Source organism: Psychroserpens sp. (genome assembly GCF_045105015.1).
Taxonomy (GTDB): Bacteria; Bacteroidota; Bacteroidia; order Flavobacteriales; family Flavobacteriaceae; genus Psychroserpens.
On the sequence record NZ_JBGCCX010000181.1, the window covers coordinates 1 to 17356 of the forward strand.

The 17356-nt window shown below is 32.3% G+C and carries 16 protein-coding genes and 1 pseudogene; 3 read left to right on the top strand and 14 right to left on the bottom strand.

Going from position 1 to position 17356, the window contains the following annotated elements; all coding sequences use genetic code 11:
- The 12 genes and pseudogenes from AB8B90_RS13740 to AB8B90_RS13795 all read right to left on the bottom strand — a co-directional run.
- Nucleotides 1–165, bottom strand: a pseudogene (locus tag AB8B90_RS13740) (signal recognition particle-docking protein FtsY); the annotation flags it as partial.
- 147 nt (nt 166–312) lie between these two features.
- Nucleotides 313–465 (bottom strand): DUF4295 domain-containing protein, encoded by a 153-nt coding sequence (locus AB8B90_RS13745; protein ID WP_008271041.1) that lies wholly within the window; start codon nt 463–465, stop codon nt 313–315.
- Between the two features lie 15 nt (nt 466–480).
- Nucleotides 481–663, bottom strand: a complete 183-nt coding sequence (gene rpmG / locus AB8B90_RS13750; RefSeq protein WP_007648529.1) for a 50S ribosomal protein L33 — start codon at nt 661–663, stop codon at nt 481–483.
- Nucleotides 664–689: 26 nt separating this feature from the next.
- Entirely contained in the window at nt 690–926 is a 237-nt protein-coding gene (gene rpmB / locus AB8B90_RS13755; RefSeq protein WP_091426519.1) for a 50S ribosomal protein L28, read from the bottom strand.
- A gap of 81 nt (nt 927–1007) precedes the next feature.
- A complete protein-coding gene (locus AB8B90_RS13760; protein WP_405338029.1) occupies nt 1008–2255 on the bottom strand; it encodes a competence/damage-inducible protein A in 1248 nt (415 codons plus the stop codon).
- Nucleotides 2255–2596: an Hpt domain-containing protein gene (locus AB8B90_RS13765; protein ID WP_405338032.1), complete on the bottom strand. Its 342-nt coding sequence runs from the start codon at nt 2594–2596 to the stop codon at nt 2255–2257. The genes AB8B90_RS13760 and AB8B90_RS13765 overlap by 1 nt, the downstream gene beginning before the upstream one ends.
- Nucleotides 2597–3208 (bottom strand): fumarylacetoacetate hydrolase family protein, encoded by a 612-nt coding sequence (locus AB8B90_RS13770; RefSeq protein WP_405338035.1) that lies wholly within the window; start codon nt 3206–3208, stop codon nt 2597–2599.
- Between the two features lie 34 nt (nt 3209–3242).
- Complete coding sequence (locus AB8B90_RS13775) at nt 3243–4019, bottom strand: exonuclease domain-containing protein (protein WP_405338038.1); 777 nt, start codon at nt 4017–4019, stop codon at nt 3243–3245.
- Nucleotides 4020–4124: 105 nt separating this feature from the next.
- Complete coding sequence (locus AB8B90_RS13780; protein WP_405338041.1) at nt 4125–5450, bottom strand: dihydrolipoamide acetyltransferase family protein; 1326 nt, start codon at nt 5448–5450, stop codon at nt 4125–4127.
- 80 nt (nt 5451–5530) lie between these two features.
- Complete coding sequence (locus tag AB8B90_RS13785) at nt 5531–6637, bottom strand: glycosyltransferase family 2 protein (protein ID WP_405338044.1); 1107 nt, start codon at nt 6635–6637, stop codon at nt 5531–5533.
- Between the two features lie 7 nt (nt 6638–6644).
- Complete coding sequence (recR, locus tag AB8B90_RS13790; protein ID WP_405338047.1) at nt 6645–7262, bottom strand: recombination mediator RecR; 618 nt, start codon at nt 7260–7262, stop codon at nt 6645–6647.
- A gap of 84 nt (nt 7263–7346) precedes the next feature.
- Nucleotides 7347–10322, bottom strand: a complete 2976-nt coding sequence (locus AB8B90_RS13795; protein ID WP_405338050.1) for a T9SS type A sorting domain-containing protein — start codon at nt 10320–10322, stop codon at nt 7347–7349.
- A 158-nt stretch (nt 10323–10480) separates the two neighbouring features.
- Between AB8B90_RS13795 and AB8B90_RS13800 the strand changes: the two genes are divergently transcribed.
- Nucleotides 10481–11941: a sodium:solute symporter gene (locus AB8B90_RS13800; protein ID WP_405338053.1), complete on the top strand. Its 1461-nt coding sequence runs from the start codon at nt 10481–10483 to the stop codon at nt 11939–11941.
- On the opposite strand, the gene AB8B90_RS13805 is transcribed toward AB8B90_RS13800, so the two are convergent.
- On the bottom strand, nt 11928–12290 hold the full coding sequence (locus AB8B90_RS13805) for a CoA-binding protein (protein WP_405338056.1): 363 nt from the start codon (nt 12288–12290) through the stop codon (nt 11928–11930). The two genes, AB8B90_RS13800 and AB8B90_RS13805, sit on opposite strands and share 14 nt — an antisense overlap.
- Before the next feature lie 177 nt (nt 12291–12467).
- Between AB8B90_RS13805 and AB8B90_RS13810 the strand changes: the two genes are divergently transcribed.
- Nucleotides 12468–14954: an outer membrane beta-barrel protein gene (locus tag AB8B90_RS13810; protein ID WP_405338059.1), complete on the top strand. Its 2487-nt coding sequence runs from the start codon at nt 12468–12470 to the stop codon at nt 14952–14954.
- A 436-nt stretch (nt 14955–15390) separates the two neighbouring features.
- Here the strand turns inward: AB8B90_RS13810 and AB8B90_RS13815 are convergent, their stop codons facing one another.
- Nucleotides 15391–16401 (bottom strand): 3-oxoacyl-ACP synthase III family protein, encoded by a 1011-nt coding sequence (locus AB8B90_RS13815; protein ID WP_405338062.1) that lies wholly within the window; start codon nt 16399–16401, stop codon nt 15391–15393.
- A 168-nt stretch (nt 16402–16569) separates the two neighbouring features.
- Between AB8B90_RS13815 and AB8B90_RS13820 the strand changes: the two genes are divergently transcribed.
- On the top strand, nt 16570–17356 hold a 787-nt coding region (locus AB8B90_RS13820; RefSeq protein ID WP_405338065.1), incomplete at its 3' end, for an ATP-binding protein.

The following is a 17356-nucleotide window of genomic DNA, read 5'->3' on the forward strand; positions in this document are numbered from 1 at the left end:
ACTCACTAAAATTTCCTCTAGATTATCTAAAACATCATCATCAACTTTAGATTTTCCAGCTACAGCCTTATTTAATTTTGAAAAAAACGATGATTTCGATTTTTCTAAACCTTTATCTAAGGTTTCTTTTTTTTCTGAAGAAAATATTTTTTTAAAAAAACTCATTCGTAATACTTATTTGGTTGATTGTGGTCAAATGTCGCGCCGAACTTTAATTTCTGCTATTATGACAGAATAAAACTCAAATATAGACATAAAAAAACTGCTTTCAAATATGAAAGCAGCTCTGCATTAAACACAAGAATGTTTAATTTATTTTTTGTTTAAAAAATCATTGACAAACTCTGGTGCCATTACTGACTCAACAAACATGTAAGCGCCAGTTTTTGGTGATTTTACCATTTTGATCGCTTTAGTAAGTCTTTTAGATCCTGTTTGTAATGATGCTACTGATTTCTTTGCCATGACTCTATACTTTTATTATTTGATCTCTTTGTGAACAGTCATACGCTTTAAGATTGGATTAAATTTCTTAATCTCCATTCTATCTGGCGTATTCTTTTTGTTTTTTGTTGTAATGTAACGAGATGTTCCTGGTTGCCCAGACTCTTTGTGCTCTGTACATTCTAATATTACCTGTATTCTATTTCCTTTTTTTGCCATTTTAAGTGACTTTAAGCGTTATGCTATTATTTTAAAAATCCTTTAGATTTAGCTTCTTTGATTGCAGCTGAGATACCAATTTTATTGATAGTCTTTAATGCTGAAGTCGATACTTTTAAAGTTACCCACTTATCTTCTTCAGGAATAAAGAAACGCTTCTTAATTAAATTGGCATTAAATTTACGTTTCGTTTTATTCATTGCGTGCGATACGTTGTTTCCAACCATCGCTTTTTTTCCTGTAAGTTCACAAACTCTTGACATTTCTTTCTAACTTTAAATTATGTTTCTGCAAAACAGGGTGCAAATTTAAGAAATCTTTACAATAACGACAAACTAAAAGCACTACTTTTTTAAAATTTCTTTTTGTAGCATTTCAAAGGCTTTGTTTGAGGCTTTATTTATCACTTTAACACGATGATTTCCAAAGCTAAATTGTTCTGAATACACTTTGTCTTTTGTGGCAATCGCAATATATACAATTCCCACACCTTCGTCTGTTTCGTCAGTTGTTGGTCCTGCATTACCTGTTGTAGCGATTGCATAATCTGTGTTTAATAATAGTAATGCATTTTTAGCCATAGCTTCTGCGACTTCAGCACTAACAACTGAATATGTTTCAATTAAATCTTCAGAAACCTTTAAAACATTAATCTTAGTTTCTTTAGTATAACTTACTATACTTCCTTTAAAATATTTAGAAGCTCCTGCATTAACAGTAAATCGTTCAGCAATCAAACCACCTGTACAACTTTCAGCAGTTGCAACTGTTTTTCTTTGCTTTGTTAAATACTTACCAATAATTGCTTCAATTGAAATATCTTCTTCAAAACCAGAAAATATATCTTGAATTTGAGGCAATAATTTATCTGTTTGCTTTTGCATTTCAGCTTCAACAACCGTTTTATCATTTCCTTTTGCAGATAATCTCAACCGCACGCGTCCTAAACTTGGGAGATATGCTAACTTAATAAAATCTGGTAATTCATTTTCAAAATTTTCAATACGTTCAGCCAGAGTACTCTCGCCTAAACCATAAGTTAGAAATGTTTTGTGTTGTATGTATGGGAATTTAAAACGTGTCCTTAATTTAGGGAGCACTTCATCTTTTATTAAGGCTTTCATTTCAAAAGGTACACCAGGAAGCGATATGAATACTGTATTGTTTTTTTCAAGCCACATACCAGGAGCACTTCCAAATTTATTCATCAAAACGAAAGCTTTGGAAGGCACCAACGCTTGATCTAAATTGACTTGCATGATAGGTTTTTTAACATAAACTTGCCAAATATGCTCAATATTCTTTCTAACCGAAACATCTTCAATTAAGGAGTCTTCAAAATAATCTGCGATTGTTTTTTTGGTAATATCATCTTTTGTTGGACCTAAACCTCCTGTAAGAACAACGATATCAGCGTTAGTTTCAGCTTCAGCTAAAGCTTTTAAAATATGTGTTCTATCGTCTTGAACAGACGTGATTTGATACACAGAAACTCCAATTTTATTAAATTGTTTTGCTATAAATGCCGAGTTTGAATCTACGATTTGACCGATGAGAATCTCATCACCAATGGTAATTATTTCCGCTTGCATTATAGATTGAAATCTTCTTTTAGTTCTGCAGTTGTTTTCTCAACAGCTGAAAGTACTAATTCTAATTCTTTAGAGCAATCTTCACCTGCCTTTTCAAATTTACCCCAATCTTGAACAACGATAAGATCTTGAAGAACACCTAGTTCAAATAAGTCTATGGTTGGTTTCATTTTGTGAGCAGCTTGATACGTATTGTAGTAATCTTTTTCAGCTACTGCTACTTTGAGGCGTTCTGCGTCTACTGGTACTTCTTCCAAGAAAGCTTCAGCTAATGATTTAACGAAATCCATATCGTTATCAGCTAATTCACGTACTCTATATAATTTGTAATTTAATTCCATTTATTTTACTGTTATTGAAAACACTTGTTTGTCTTCTATAAATCCAATTAATTTATCATTAGCAATAACTTTGCCAACTCCAGCTGGTGTTCCCGTAAAGATAATATCTCCAATCTTTAAAGTAAAATATTTCGAGACATATTCTATGATTTCGTCAATTTTATACAACATTAAACTGGTATTACCTTGTTGGGCAACTGCTTGGTTTTTATACAAGCTAAAATTAATATTATTCACATCATCAAAATCTTGTTTAGGGAGCCATTCTCCTATGACAGCAGCACCATCAAACGCTTTCGCTTTTTCCCAAGGCAAACCTTTAGCTTTTAACTTAGCTTGTAAATCTCGAGCTGTGAAGTCAATACCTAGACCTATTTTATCATAATATTTATGAGCGAATTTTTTTGAAATATGCTTTCCTACTTTATTAATTTTAACCAATATTTCAACCTCATGATGTACTTCTTCAGAAAAATCGGGAATAAAAAATGGCTGCTTTTTTAACAATATTGAGGTGTCTGGTTTTAAAAATACAACAGGATCAGTCGGTTTTTCATTCTCCAACTCCTTTATATGTTCTGTGTAATTTCGACCAATGCAAATCAATTTCATGATTAGACTTTTAGATGGTTAATTTTTAGACTAATTATAAGAGCTTGTTATTAAACGCTCTTAATTTGATTGAAGTCAACACTTTTTTAGTGTATAGAGGAAAATCGGCATTGAGTAACCAGCCAAAATAACCAGGTTCTTTTTCTAAGACTTCGGTAACTAATTTACCTTTATGCTTTCCGAAAGAGAAACACTCTACACCTTCTTTGTTATATGTTATAAATCCAGCAAAATCTGCAAATTTCTTACGAGAACTAAATTCAGCTAAAAAATTAGAATCATTTTCAAGCTCTTCATATTTATCTAACTGCGCTTTTAAAACTTCGTATGTCGCTTTTGTATCTGCTTCGGCACTATGAGCATCATCGAGGTTTTTATCACAATAGAATTTATAAGCTGCGCTTAATGTACGTTGCTCCATTTTATGAAAAATGGTTTGCACATCAATAGATTGTCGATTTTTCATATCGAAATCTATCTCAGCACGAAGCATTTCTTCTGCTAAAAGCGGAATATCAAAACGATTAGAATTAAAACCTCCTAAATCGGAATCTTTAATCATATTATAAACGTCTTTAGCAATTTCTTTGAAGGTTGGCTTATCAGCTACATCTGCATCTGAAATACCATGAACTTGTGTTACTATATATGGAATTGGAATGGTGGGATTCACACGTTGTGTATATGTTTCTTCCTTTCCGTTTGGATGTACTTTTAGGACTGAAATTTCTACAATTCTATCGTTAGTGATATTGATTCCTGTGGTTTCTAAATCGAAAAAACAGATGGGCTTTGTTAGATTGAGCTGCATTAGTCTAATTTTTGGGTAAAGATACTTAGAATAAACAAAAAAGCACAACTTGAAAAATTGTGCTTATATATTTATTGTTGAATTGAATTATTTTTGAAAGATTTATTAGATTTCTCTATCAGAATCCCATGCTTCTAAGTAATCTTTAACAGCTTTAACAAATTGTCCACCAAGTGCTCCATTAACAACACGATGGTCGTAAGAGTGTGACATAAACATCCTATAACGAATACCAATAAAATCACCTTCTGCAGTTTCAACAACAGCAGGCACTTTTCTAATGGCGCCTAATGCTAAAATACCTACTTGAGGTTGATTAATAATTGGTGTTCCCATGATACTACCAAAAGTTCCAACATTAGTTACTGTATAGGTTCCTCCTTGAATGTCGTCTGGTTTTAAAGCATTATTTCTTGCTCTGCCTGCCAAGTCATTCACTTTTTTGGTCATTCCAACAAGGTTCAACTGATCAGCATCTTTAATTACTGGAACAATTAAGTTACCATCAGGTAACGCTGCAGCCATTCCTAAATTAATATGTTTTTTCTTTATAATACTATCCCCTTGAATAGAAATATTCATCATTGGATAATCACGTAGTGCCTTGGCTACTGCTTCCATAAAGATTGGAGTAAAGGTTAAATTTTCTCCTTCTCTTTTGAAGAATTCATCTTTAACTTTTTTACGCCAATTCCATATTTTAGTTACATCTGCTTCAATAAAACTTTGAACATGAGCTGAAGTTTGAACAGATTCAACCATATGATGCGCAATTAGTTTGCCCATTCTCGTCATTTCTACAATTTCATCATCTCCACTTGCAGCGACTTGAGCAGGTTTTGATTTCGTTTCTGTAGCTTTAATAGGAGTTGCTTTAGGAGCTTCTACCGCTTTTGAAGCTGTTGGAGTTTCTAGAGTCTGAGATCCTCTGTTTTCTATATAAGATAACATGTCATTTTTAGTAACACGTCCATCTTTTCCTGTACCAGGAATACCATCCAATTCTGGTTGAAAAATCCCTTCTTGTCTTGCGATATTTTTCACTAAAGGCGAATAAAAGCGTTCTCCTGAATTCACTATTGGAGCAATACTCTCTTTAGCTGCTACAACTGCTTTGGCAACTTCGGCTACAGCAGGTGTTTCTTGAATTTTTTCAACTTTTGGAGCTTCAGATGAACTACTGTCTTCTCCATCAATTTCAATAACAGCGATCGTTTGACCAACCTGAACAACGTCATCGACTTCAAATAACTTTTCGATTAAAACACCATCAACTTCACTAGGAACTTCACTATCTACTTTATCTGTAGCAATCTCTAAAACTGCTTCATCTGCTTCTATAGTATCGCCTACTTCTTTTAACCAAGATGTTATTGTTGCTTCTGCAACACTCTCTCCCATTTTAGGAAGCTTTAGTTCAAATTTTGCCATATCTGTAATCTAGCGTCAATAATTTGTTTAACGATTGCAAAATTAATGAAAAATCAAAACAATCGTTGCGATTTTTTCAATTAATTGCTGCTTAGCTGAATAACAGCTCCTCTACTTTTAGAGCTATTACTTCCGATGATAAAGTTAGAATTTTTTGGTAGAATTTTAAAAGTTGCTGAACAATTTTTAGGTGTATTTGATAAGATTTCGATGATTGACTTAAAACTGAGATGATTGTTATCTAAAATGTATTCTGTATCGTTTGCGTATTTATTAAATTGGTTCACAATTGTGAGCTTTTCTCCAAATATATCATCTAATGACTTATTAGTGCGATTTGAAACATACACAATATATTTAGGATTACTTTCGAATGATTTTGATGGTTTCTGAAACCAAGTTGCAAAATGAACTCCAAACCAAACCATAGTATTAAATAGAATATTTGATTTAAAATATTTTTGATAGAAAATCTGCATGGCACCATAAAAGCGTTTGGCATATACTTTATCTTTCAATGTACTTTCGCCTTTAAAATGTATGATGGTAGTTTTTCCATAATACACATTATGATAGTTTAAGTTTTCAACCTTATAAGATAAATCTATATCATCTCCATACATAAAATAGTCTTCGTCAAAGCCATTAACTTCATTATAAACTTTCTTCTTTATTACCATAAATGCTCCAACTAATATAGGAACTCTACCAAAGGATAATTCGTCTAAAGTTTTAACATAATAAGAATCAGTTTGTCCTAACATTTTTTTTATGGCCACAGATGGTGTAGGAACATACCGTTTACTTTCGGGTAAAAAAGAACCTTGACCATCAATAAGTCTGCAGCCTAAAATTCCTATTTGAGATTCATATTCAATATATTCTAATATGTTCTCAAAAGTGTCTTCCGCTACAACTGTATCAGGGTTTAAAATGCATAAATACTCGCCTTTTGCTTTAACAACACCAATATTATTCCCTTTAGAAAACCCAAAATTCTCTTTATTTTGAATAAGTTTCACGTTAGGAAATAATTGCTTAACCATATCACAACTATCATCTGAAGATTGATTATCAACCACAATAATTTCAGCATTAATATTTACTAACGAAGCTTCGACACTCTTCAGACACAACTCTAAAAAATGACGAACATTGTAGTTCAATATGATGACTGATAATTTCAAATAAAATTTATGATTTTAAAGATACTTCAAATGGTATTCTATTAAGTATACTTCTTCCGAGTGTTACTTCATCTGTATATTCTAACTCATTTCCGACAGAAATACCTCTAGAAATTGTAGATGTAATAACCTTAAAACCTTGTATTTGTTTATAGATATAAAAATTAGTCGTATCGCCTTCCATTGTTGTACCTAATGCAAAAATGAGTTCTTTTATATGTCCTTGTTTTACTTTATCTACTAAAGATTTTATATTAAGCTCATTTGGGCCGATACCATCCATTGGAGAAATTTTTCCACCCAGAACATGATACAAACCTCGAAAAGAACTTGTGTTTTCAATTGCCATTACATCTCTTATATCTTCTACAACACAAATAGTATCTTCAACGCGATGCGGATTTGCACAAATTTCACAAAGGTCTGTATCACTAATGTTATGGCAACTTTTACAAAATTTGATTTTGCTTCGCATAGCATTTAAAGATTGAGCTAAATTGAGCGTTTGTGATTCTGGTTGCCTCAATAAATGCAGTACCAAACGTAATGCTGTTCGCTTTCCAATTCCTGGCAATTGTGACATTTCGTTAACTGCATTTTCGAGTAGCTTTGAAGAAAATTCCATAAATGCTAAATTACAATTTAATATGTAGCAAAAAAAGCCACTTTCGATATAGAAAATGGCTTTTACTATTTGTTTATATAAACACTATTCAATAATTAGTTTTTTAGTAACAACTCCATTTACACTGTTAATAGTTACAAAATATAATCCTGAATTAAAAAATGAAGTATCAATTGATAAGGGATTTAATAATGTTTGATTTTTAGCATAATACATTAGTTTTCCTATTGAGTTATATATTTTAACAGCCACTTTCTCTCCTTTATTCCATGATAAATTTATTAGGCTTTTAGCTGGATTAGGAAACATCTTTATTGAATTCAATTCAAAACCTTCAATACTTAAAGTGCTATCAAATAAATTAGAACGCCAAAGTCCACGTCCAAAGGTTCCTGCATAAATTTTATTATCAGCTGTATTGATTTCAAGCTCACTAATTCTCACATTAGGGAGATTATTACTAAAGGGTTGCCATTCTGAATAATCATTATCTATATAAAACACTCCATAATTCATTCCTAAGTAGAGACCATCTTTACCATTGTCTTGCCACACCAATGCACGAGCACTAAAATTAGGCAGATTAAGTCTATAAGGACTCCAATTATTTCCACCATCAGTAGACACATATACTTTGTCTGAATTTGTAGTAGCTATTGCTATTTTATTTGGATTTGATGGATGAATTGCAATCGAATTGATTGATCCATTAAAACCTGTTAATTCTTGCCAATCTCCTGCGCCTCCATCAATTGTTTTATATAAATCACCACCTCTAGAAGCATACATGGTCATTCCGTTTGATGCAATTTTTAAATGATTAAGGTTCCCACCAAAGTTTTGCGAAATTGACACCCAGTTATTTCCTGAGTCTGTTGACTTATAAACTTCATCATAACCTGTATAAATGGTGTTTTGTATGACTGGATCTTGTTCAAATGGTGTAATCCAATTTCCACTTTTATCTAGTGGAGAACTTATATTATTTTGATTATTTCCACCACTTATCGATCTGTAAAGTGTTCCAAACTGAGATGTTCCGTATAAAATATCTGGATTGGTCTTATCAACAAAAGATTCCATTCCATCTGCACCTAACCAATCTCTCCATATACCATCTTGACCATAAACAGATGTCCCATTATCTTGAGAGCCTCCAGTTACAATAACTGGGTCAGTTTGACTGATTCCTATTTTATAGAATTGTCTAATCCCTAGACCTGGAGTTAAGTCACGATAATAAGAGCTTGATACATTAAGAGGATCGTCAGCAACAAAAATACCACCATCAGTACCTGTATATAACTTGTATCCATCAGTTGGATTCCCTACGTATTCCATGATATCAATATCTGCATGGTTATAACCAATATTTTCGCTAGCTGCAGTGCCAGGGACCCATTGAGAAGTAATGCTAAAATTATTTCCTCCATCTATAGATCGCCAAGATAAGACACCAGCTATGTGGACATCCATTTCATCTTCAGGATTAATTACAATATCCATATCTCTTGGAGCTTGACCAGAGGAATCATCAGCTGAGGAACTGTAACCAAAATAATTTTTATCTGTATGATCTAATTCAGCAAATGAGTTTCCACTATCTGTAGATTTATGAAGACCTTTAAACAATCCACTCGAAGCTTCAAGTACATAAACAGCATTAGGGTTATCAGCTGTAACACCAATCATTTTTGGTCCGCCCGAAAAAGAATTTGATGTCACTTCGAATCCATCTTGAAAAACAGTACCCAATGCTGCATCTTGAACAGACACATCATCAATTGTTAAGCCTCGTCCGAAATTAGCAGTCCCTTCGAAAGCAATATAATAGTCTGAACTCCCATTTGGAAGACTTAAAATAACATTAGTCCAATTAGGAGTTTCAGCTGTATAACTTGCTATTTCTATCCAATTACCTGCTAAAGATGTTTTATAGAGCACTCTTAAAGTATCTATATCCCCTTCCCAGTTGACATTAGAATAATAAAAATTCAAAATTGGAAGTGATGCGCCTGAAAGATTTAAACTAGGCGTCACTAAATTAGTAACCGGAGAAGAAAAATCATTTACATAACATAGTGCCATTCCATTACCTGTTCTAGCAGTAACAGTACCATTTTGATTTGATCCTGTGGCTGTCCAATTATTAGATCCAGAAACATTTTCTTGAGTCCATTGTGATAATGCATCAGGAGTTTGAAAACTTACTCCTCCATCAGTTGAAGTAAAAAATTGATTTCCAGACGCATAAATTGTATTTGTATCACCAGGTTTAAATTCTACATCAAAACCATTTGTAGCAGCGTCATTTATCAAAGTCCAATTAAGTCCAGTATCGGTTGATTTAAAAATCCCTCCTCCTTCAACTGAGCAATACATTTTATTTGTAGAATTAGGATCTATAAGTATTTTATTTACTGACCCACTACCTGTATCAGAATAAAAATTCCAAGTTGCACCTGAATCGGTTGATCTAAAAATTGTTCCTCCATTTGAACCCCAAAAATATGATGTTGAATCAGAAGGATCTATAGCAAGAGATGTAACATCTAAATTAGAAAGATTATCTGTAAGCACTGTCCAATTTACACCACCATCAACTGTTCTCCAGACTCCTCCAGTGTGTGCGCCAATAATTATATGGTTTGGATTTAATGGTTCTACAGCAATAGAGGTAATTCTACCAACACCAGGATTCCATCCAGATGTTTGGTTCCAATAATCTGGACCTAGAGGTTCCCATGTACCAACAGTAGTTCTTGCAAGTCCGAAATTTTGATTAATGTAGTTATTGTAATTATTTAATTCATTGAAATAGAATTCTGGTGTTTGTAGCATTCCGTTTTCATCCATATCAAGTAATGCCTGATATTCCCAACGCTTGTAAGGCTTATAACCTTTACCACGCTCGGTTCCAACGATAGCAAAATAGGCTTCAGCACTTTGCTGAATTTCTTGAACCGTGTAAGTCCCTTTAGCTATCATTTCCCTAAATTCTTGAGACCATGACAGACTAAATGCCAATAAAAAAATGATTAGAATGTTTCGGTTTTTCATTTTAAATAGCGTTAAATAAACAAATAACTATTACTACAATTAAACATGTAATCTCTAGTTGAGAACACAAGTTTATTGTAATAAATTACCTATTATTGTTATCAATTTTTTTTGTAAAGATAAGGTTTTCGAAAAAAAAATCTGTTAAAACTCAAATTATGTCGACGAACGCCATTATTTTACTCATTCTTGCCTATTTTAGTGTACTTATTTTAATTTCATATTTCACAGGTAAAGAAGATTCAAATGAAGCCTTTTTTAAAGCAAATAAATCTGCTCCTTGGTATTTAGTAGCCTTTGGAATGATTGGAGCTTCACTATCTGGCGTTACATTTATTTCTGTACCTGGCGCTGTTGAAGCTAATCAGTTTGGTTATTTTCAAGTGGTATTGGGTTACTTCTTTGGATATCTGATTATCGCTTATGTATTGCTTCCTCTTTACTATAAGATGAATTTAACGTCAATTTATACATACCTTCAAGAACGATTTGGAAACACAAGCTATAAAACTGGTTCAGTAGCATTCTTAATTTCACGCACAGTTGGAGCTGCTTTTAGACTTTTTTTGGTGGCAAAAGTTTTACAACTGCTAATTTTTGATAATTTTTCAATACCCTTTCCTATTACTGTAATCATTACAATTGCATTAATTTGGTTGTACACTTTCAGAGGTGGTATTAAAACTATCATCTTTACAGACACACTTCAAACACTTTTCATGTTAATTTCTGTGGTTGTTACTATTTCTTTTTTAGCGACTGCTTTAGATTTAAGTGGTTTTTCTGAAATTTATTATAATGTTACAGACAGCAAACTCAGTAAAGTTTTCTTTTTTGAAGATGGAAATAATGCGCAATATTTTATCAAAAGCTTTTTAGCAGGAATCTTCATTACAATAACCATAAATGGTTTAGATCAAGATATGATGCAAAAAAATCTAACCTGTAAGAATCTTAAAGAAGCTCAAAAAAACATGGTGAGTTTTAGTATTATTTTAGTCTTTGTAAACATCTTATTTTTAACCTTAGGTCTATTATTGACACAATATGCAGCAAAACATGGAATTACTGCAAACAAGGATGATTTATTTCCAACTATTGCTATGCTTCCTGAAATTGGAGTAATCACCTCAGCATTCTTTTTATTGGGATTAATTGCAGCAGCTTATAGTAGTGCAGATAGTGCACTTACTTCTTTAACAACTTCATTTTGTATTGACATTATTGAATTAAATAAAAAACCAAAACAAGATCAAAAAAGAGTGCGCAAACAAATCCACGTTCTATTTAGTGTGATACTTGTTATTGTTATTGTTTTATTTGATTTACTTTTTAAAGATGTTTCAGTAATCTGGGAATTATTTAAAGCCGCTGGATACACCTATGGACCTTTACTTGGCTTATTTGCCTTCGGAATATTAACTAAAAAACATATTAAAGATCGTTACGTTTGGATAATTGCCATCATAGCACCTTTGGTATCTTATGTCATTAATATGTATTCGGCAGAATTATTAAATGGCTACAAAATAGGTTTTGAAATTTTAATCATCAATGGTCTTTTAACCTTTATTGGCCTTTTATTTATTTCAAAGAAAACAAAAATTAGTATTGATTAATTCCTAAAAGCACCAAAGTACAAGCTTTTTCAAAAAAGATTTTGTTTTGTTTTAATATATCCTGTAACTCTGAATTTTCAGTGCCTGGATTAAAAATCACACGTTCAGGATTTAAAGAAATAATATAATCGTAAAATGCTTTCTGACGTTGAGGATTTAAATACAAGGTAATTGTGTGAATATCCTGATATGGCAATAACTTTGTATCGATTTCAATACCTGCAACATTACCTTCTCTTAATCCGTAAGCAACAACTTCTTGTTTGTTATTTACCAATCTATTGATAGCTATATTAGAATAGCGCTGTGGTTTTAATGATGCACCAATAACTAACGTTTTTTTTGACATAAGTTTTATTCAATAATTATAATTTGCTTTTTAATGGTTTTGTCTTAAAACAAAAGCTGTGTTTGTTAAAAAGATGTTAAGTAGTGTTAAATCGAGTAACACAACCCAAAAATAAGCGTCTATGTGGTAACAACCTATTCTGATAAGAATAAATCTTAACTCAATCAATCAAAAAAAATGAAACAAATTACACTTTGGTGTATGTTATTATTTTCAGTAATTACATATGCAAACTCCACAACAAATTTGAAAGCTAGAGAAGGCACAGTCACTGGCCGTGTCATTGATGCTTCTTTAAAAGAACCACTACCTTACGTAAATGTTATTATTAAGGACTCTGAAAACAACACTATTACAGGAGGAATTACTTTAGAGGACGGAACATTTGAAATTGAAAATGTTATTGAAGGGACTCACACACTTAGTATTCAATATATTGGTTTTAAAACTACATCAAAAACTATAACAATTGGTAAAGGCAATTATAAAGTAAGCATTGGTGATATCTTTCTTGAAGAAGATATTGCAAGTTTAGATGAAGTTACTGTAGTTGCGGAAGTCACAACAATCAAACAAAAAGTCGATAGAAAAGTTATTACCGTCGGTAAAGATTTAATGACATCTGGACCCACAGCTAGTGACATCATGAACAACCTTCCTTCGGTAAACGTCGATCAACAAACAGGTAACATTAGTTTACGTGGTAATGAGAATGTTCGTGTGATGGTTGACGGTAAATTATCAAATGTTCCAATTGCACAACTTTTGAGACAAATACCTTCAACGTCGATTAAGCAAATTGAACTAATCACAAATCCTTCAGCAAAATATAATCCTGAAGGGATGAGTGGTATCATTAATATCATACTACATAAAAACACTAATATTGGCTTTAATGGAAATATTAATGTTGGAGTAACTAAAGAGATTTTTGCAAAATTTAATAGTTCGATTGACATGAATTACCGAAATGGGAAATTTAATTTCTTTGGAAACTATGGAAACAATATAGGAAACAATGCAAACTATGGTTTTATTGATCGTTTAGATGATGGATCTGTTCAAACTTTTGATTCTAAAAACAAGAACAAATCACATTTATATAAAGTTGGTGTCGATTTTTACATGAATGATAATAATACATTTTCTTTTTTTACAAATCAAAACTTGTATGAAGGCGCAAATGATGGCATAACTGGAGTTCAATTTATTAATCAACCCTTACAGATTCAAGATTTTTTTAATGATATTGATAATGTTGTCTCACAATACAATGGAATTTACAACCATAAGTTTAGCAAAGAAGGAGAAACATTAGATTTAGAAGTTGACTATAGTGTATTTGGTCAAGACGAAATTGCAAATTTCAGCTTTACAAATATCCCTTTCCCTCCAAATTATACAGATTTTGTAGACACTGATAGAGATCAAACAGTAATTAATTTAGACTATACTAATCCACTAAACGAAAATACTAAACTAGAAGTTGGTGGTGAAATACGTTTGTTTGAAACTAATATAGATTATAATTCTACTGGACTTTCTGTAAACCCATTACAAGATATGGTTCCTAATAATGGTGATGAATTCATACCAACACCCAGTACAGATTTTACCTACAAAAGAGATATTTATTCATTGTATGTTACATATGGTAAAACCTTTGAGAAATGGAGTTACCAAGTTGGAGCAAGAGCGGAATCTGTTTCAGAAGATGCTTCGGCTTTGAGTCAATCGGTTAATGGACTTGAGGATAACCCATTTGAAAATGATTATTTTCAAATATATCCTTCAGCATTTGTAACCTATACTGCTAGTGAAAAGAACACCTATCAAATGAGTGTTAGCAGACGCGTTGACAGACCTGGTTTACAACAAGTAAATCCTATTAGAGAATGGAGTACACCTTTAATTTCTTCTTTCGGAAACACCAATCTTGAACCGCAGTTTACAAATTCTGTAGAATTCAATTACATTAGAAAACTAGAAAAAGGAAGTATTACTGGTGGTGTGTTTTTTAGATTAGTAGAAGACGAAATTAATAGAGCTGTTTTTATCGACCAGCTAGATCTTAATAAAAACATATTAACCTATGACAATTTTGAAAACACCACTGCTTTTGGTGTTGAATTAAGTAGTAACTACAGACCTACAAAGTGGTGGAGTTTTAATGCAAGTTTTGATTTGTTTGCAAGAAAACAAAAAGGGATTGCAGAAACGCTAACTCAACCAATAGATATGGCTACTACTTCTGATATTGCAAGAAACACAATTGAAGTAGACAACATTGTATACAACTTTAGACTGTTTAACAATTTTAAAGCTACCAAACGTTTAAACCTATCCGTTTTCACTATGTATAGAGGTGAAGAAAAAGGATTGCAGTTTACCAGAAAACCGATGTTTATGGTTAACACTGGACTTAGATATAGCTTCTTAGAAGATGAAAGAGCAACGTTTAGCTTTAACTACAGCGATATTTTAAATACGATGAAATTTGAATTTGAAGGTGATAGACCTTACCCTCAAGTAGGTGAATTCAATTGGGAAAGTAATACTTGGAATATCTCTTTAGCTTACCGATTTGGTGGTGGAAAATATAGAGCGCTTAGACGTAAAAACAGAGACAATAATGAAACATCTGGAAGCGGAGGATTTCTTTAGATCTTAAAAATCTATGCATTTAATAACCTACATAATAGTTGATGGTTAGTGTTAAGTCTGGTTATTAAATGTTCAGCCCGAAGTCTTTAAAAGCTTCGGGTTTTTTTATATGATATTATTAAAAACCAATCATGTATGTAATGTTTAAGTACTAATTACGACTAATTTAAACCTTTACATAAGTTAGCCCTTATTCTAACAAAGTTTTTAAATTGATAATGGCATATGGTCCGTGGTTTTTATTAACTACGGACTTTTTTATGTTAATTAACGTTAAAAGTGAATTTTGATATAATAAAACAGAAAAAACAGCGTCTATGTATATGTGATAAGTTTTAAAATTAATCAGTTTAACATATCACTGTTATAGTTTTAGTGTTAGTGAGAATTGGTTAATAGCGGAAGAAATCCGGAACTGAAAAGTTTCGGATTTTTTTTACCACTTCATAATCACGCTTCCCCAAGTAAAACCACTACCAAAAGCAGCCAAAACTACAGTATCACCTTCTTTTATTTTACCTTCTTCCCAAGCTTCAGTTAAAGCAATTGGTATAGATGCAGCAGTCGTATTACCGTATTTCTGAATATTATTAAACACCTGATGATTTTCTAATTTAAACTTACGCTGAATGAATTGTGCAATACGTAAATTAGCTTGATGTGGAATGAGCATATCTATATCCTCAACTTCAAGGTTATTTTTCATTAAACCTTCCATAATTACTTCGCGAAATCGAACCACAGCATTTTTAAATACAAATTGACCGTTCATATAAGGGAAATAACTTGCATCATTTGGATCATTTTCAGCCAAAATATCACTAACCCAGCGCTTCCCCATTCCTGGCGCAATCAAAACCAATTCTTCAGCATGTTCACCTTGAGAATGTAAATGTGTTGATAAAATTCCTTTGCTAACATCTTCTTCTCTACTTAAAACTGCTGCTCCTGCTCCATCACCAAAAATCACAGTAACGCCTCTTCCTCGTGTGGTTTTATCTAAACCGTAAGAATGTAATTCACTACCAATAACAAGTATGTTTTTATACATGCCTGTCTTAATAAAATTATCAGCAACAGAAATAGCATACACAAAACCTGAACACTGATTTCGAACATCTAATGCTCCAACCGTTTTAATTCCTAATGCATGCTGCACCTGAACTCCTGGGCCAGGAAAATACATGTCTGGACTTAAGGTCGCAAATATGATAAAATCAATATCATTTTTATCAATTCCTGAACGTTCTATAGCTACTTTTGCAGCCTTCACTCCCATTGTTGCTGTTGTATCATCTGAACCTGGTTTAACCCAGCGACGCTCTTTAATTCCTGTTCGCTCTTGAATCCATTCATCATTAGTATCCATCATTTTTGATAGATCATCATTAGTTACCACGTTGTCAGGAACATAATGCCCTAAGCCTATTATTTTGGAATTGTACATTTTTTCGAATATTAAAGAATAAGCAAAGTACAAAATATAACGCTCTACTTCCAAAAAACTAAATCTCAATTAAAAGTTAAAAAATGTCAGTTTGTCACCTTATCCGTCTTGGTACTTTTTTTGTCATTACAAAATCATCTTAATAATTAAATTAAAAACATACATATCATGACAAAAGGGAACATTAATGTATCGGTAGAAAATATATTTCCGCTCATTAAAAAATTCTTATACAGCGATCACGAAATATTTTTACGTGAGTTGATTAGTAATGCAACAGATGCAACACTCAAATTAAAACACTTAACAAGTATTGGTGAATCTAAAAGCGAATATGGAAGTCCGAAAATCGAAATTAAAATTGATAAGGAAGGAAAAAAGCTTCATATTATTGATCAAGGTCTAGGAATGACAGCTGACGAAGTAGAAAAATACATCAATCAGGTTGCATTTTCTGGCGCTGAAGAATTTTTAGATCAATATAAAGATGCTGGAAAAGATGCTGGAATCATTGGTCATTTCGGATTAGGATTTTACTCGGCATTTATGGTTGCAGAAAAAGTTGAGATCATTACAAAATCTCACAAAAATGAACCTGCAGCACATTGGACCTGTGATGGCTCTCCTGAATTCACATTAGTAGAATCTGACAAATCAGAAAGAGGCACAGAAATCGTACTTCATATTGCTGAAGATTCTACAGAATTCCTAGAAGAAGGTCGCATTAGTGAATTATTATTAAAGTACAATAAGTTCATGCCTATTCCAATTAAATTTGGAACAAAGGAAATCAATGATCCTGAATTCATTCCAAAAACGACAACTGATGCTGAAGGTAAAGAAACAACAGAGCCTCACAAACAAATCACAGTTGATAACATTATAAATAACCCTAATCCTGCTTGGACGAAACAACCAACAGAATTAAAAGATGAAGATTACAAAGGGTTTTACA

What these genes read in the sequence shown, in the direction of transcription:
- AB8B90_RS13745 (WP_008271041.1), bottom strand. Translation starts at nt 465, where the DNA reads ATGGCAAAGAAATCAGTAGCATCATTACAAACAGGATCTAAAAGACTT.
- rpmG (WP_007648529.1), bottom strand. Translation starts at nt 663, where the DNA reads ATGGCAAAAAAAGGAAATAGAATACAGGTAATATTAGAATGTACAGAG.
- rpmB (WP_091426519.1), bottom strand. Translation starts at nt 926, where the DNA reads ATGTCAAGAGTTTGTGAACTTACAGGAAAAAAAGCGATGGTTGGAAAC.
- AB8B90_RS13760 (WP_405338029.1), bottom strand. Translation starts at nt 2,255, where the DNA reads ATGCAAGCGGAAATAATTACCATTGGTGATGAGATTCTCATCGGTCAA.
- AB8B90_RS13765 (WP_405338032.1), bottom strand. Translation starts at nt 2,596, where the DNA reads ATGGAATTAAATTACAAATTATATAGAGTACGTGAATTAGCTGATAAC.
- AB8B90_RS13770 (WP_405338035.1), bottom strand. Translation starts at nt 3,208, where the DNA reads ATGAAATTGATTTGCATTGGTCGAAATTACACAGAACATATAAAGGAG.
- AB8B90_RS13775 (WP_405338038.1), bottom strand. Translation starts at nt 4,019, where the DNA reads ATGCAGCTCAATCTAACAAAGCCCATCTGTTTTTTCGATTTAGAAACC.
- AB8B90_RS13780 (WP_405338041.1), bottom strand. Translation starts at nt 5,450, where the DNA reads ATGGCAAAATTTGAACTAAAGCTTCCTAAAATGGGAGAGAGTGTTGCA.
- recR (WP_405338047.1), bottom strand. Translation starts at nt 7,262, where the DNA reads ATGGAATTTTCTTCAAAGCTACTCGAAAATGCAGTTAACGAAATGTCA.
- AB8B90_RS13795 (WP_405338050.1), bottom strand. Translation starts at nt 10,322, where the DNA reads ATGAAAAACCGAAACATTCTAATCATTTTTTTATTGGCATTTAGTCTG.
- AB8B90_RS13800 (WP_405338053.1), top strand. Translation starts at nt 10,481, where the DNA reads ATGTCGACGAACGCCATTATTTTACTCATTCTTGCCTATTTTAGTGTA.
- AB8B90_RS13805 (WP_405338056.1), bottom strand. Translation starts at nt 12,290, where the DNA reads ATGTCAAAAAAAACGTTAGTTATTGGTGCATCATTAAAACCACAGCGC.
- AB8B90_RS13810 (WP_405338059.1), top strand. Translation starts at nt 12,468, where the DNA reads ATGAAACAAATTACACTTTGGTGTATGTTATTATTTTCAGTAATTACA.
- AB8B90_RS13815 (WP_405338062.1), bottom strand. Translation starts at nt 16,401, where the DNA reads ATGTACAATTCCAAAATAATAGGCTTAGGGCATTATGTTCCTGACAAC.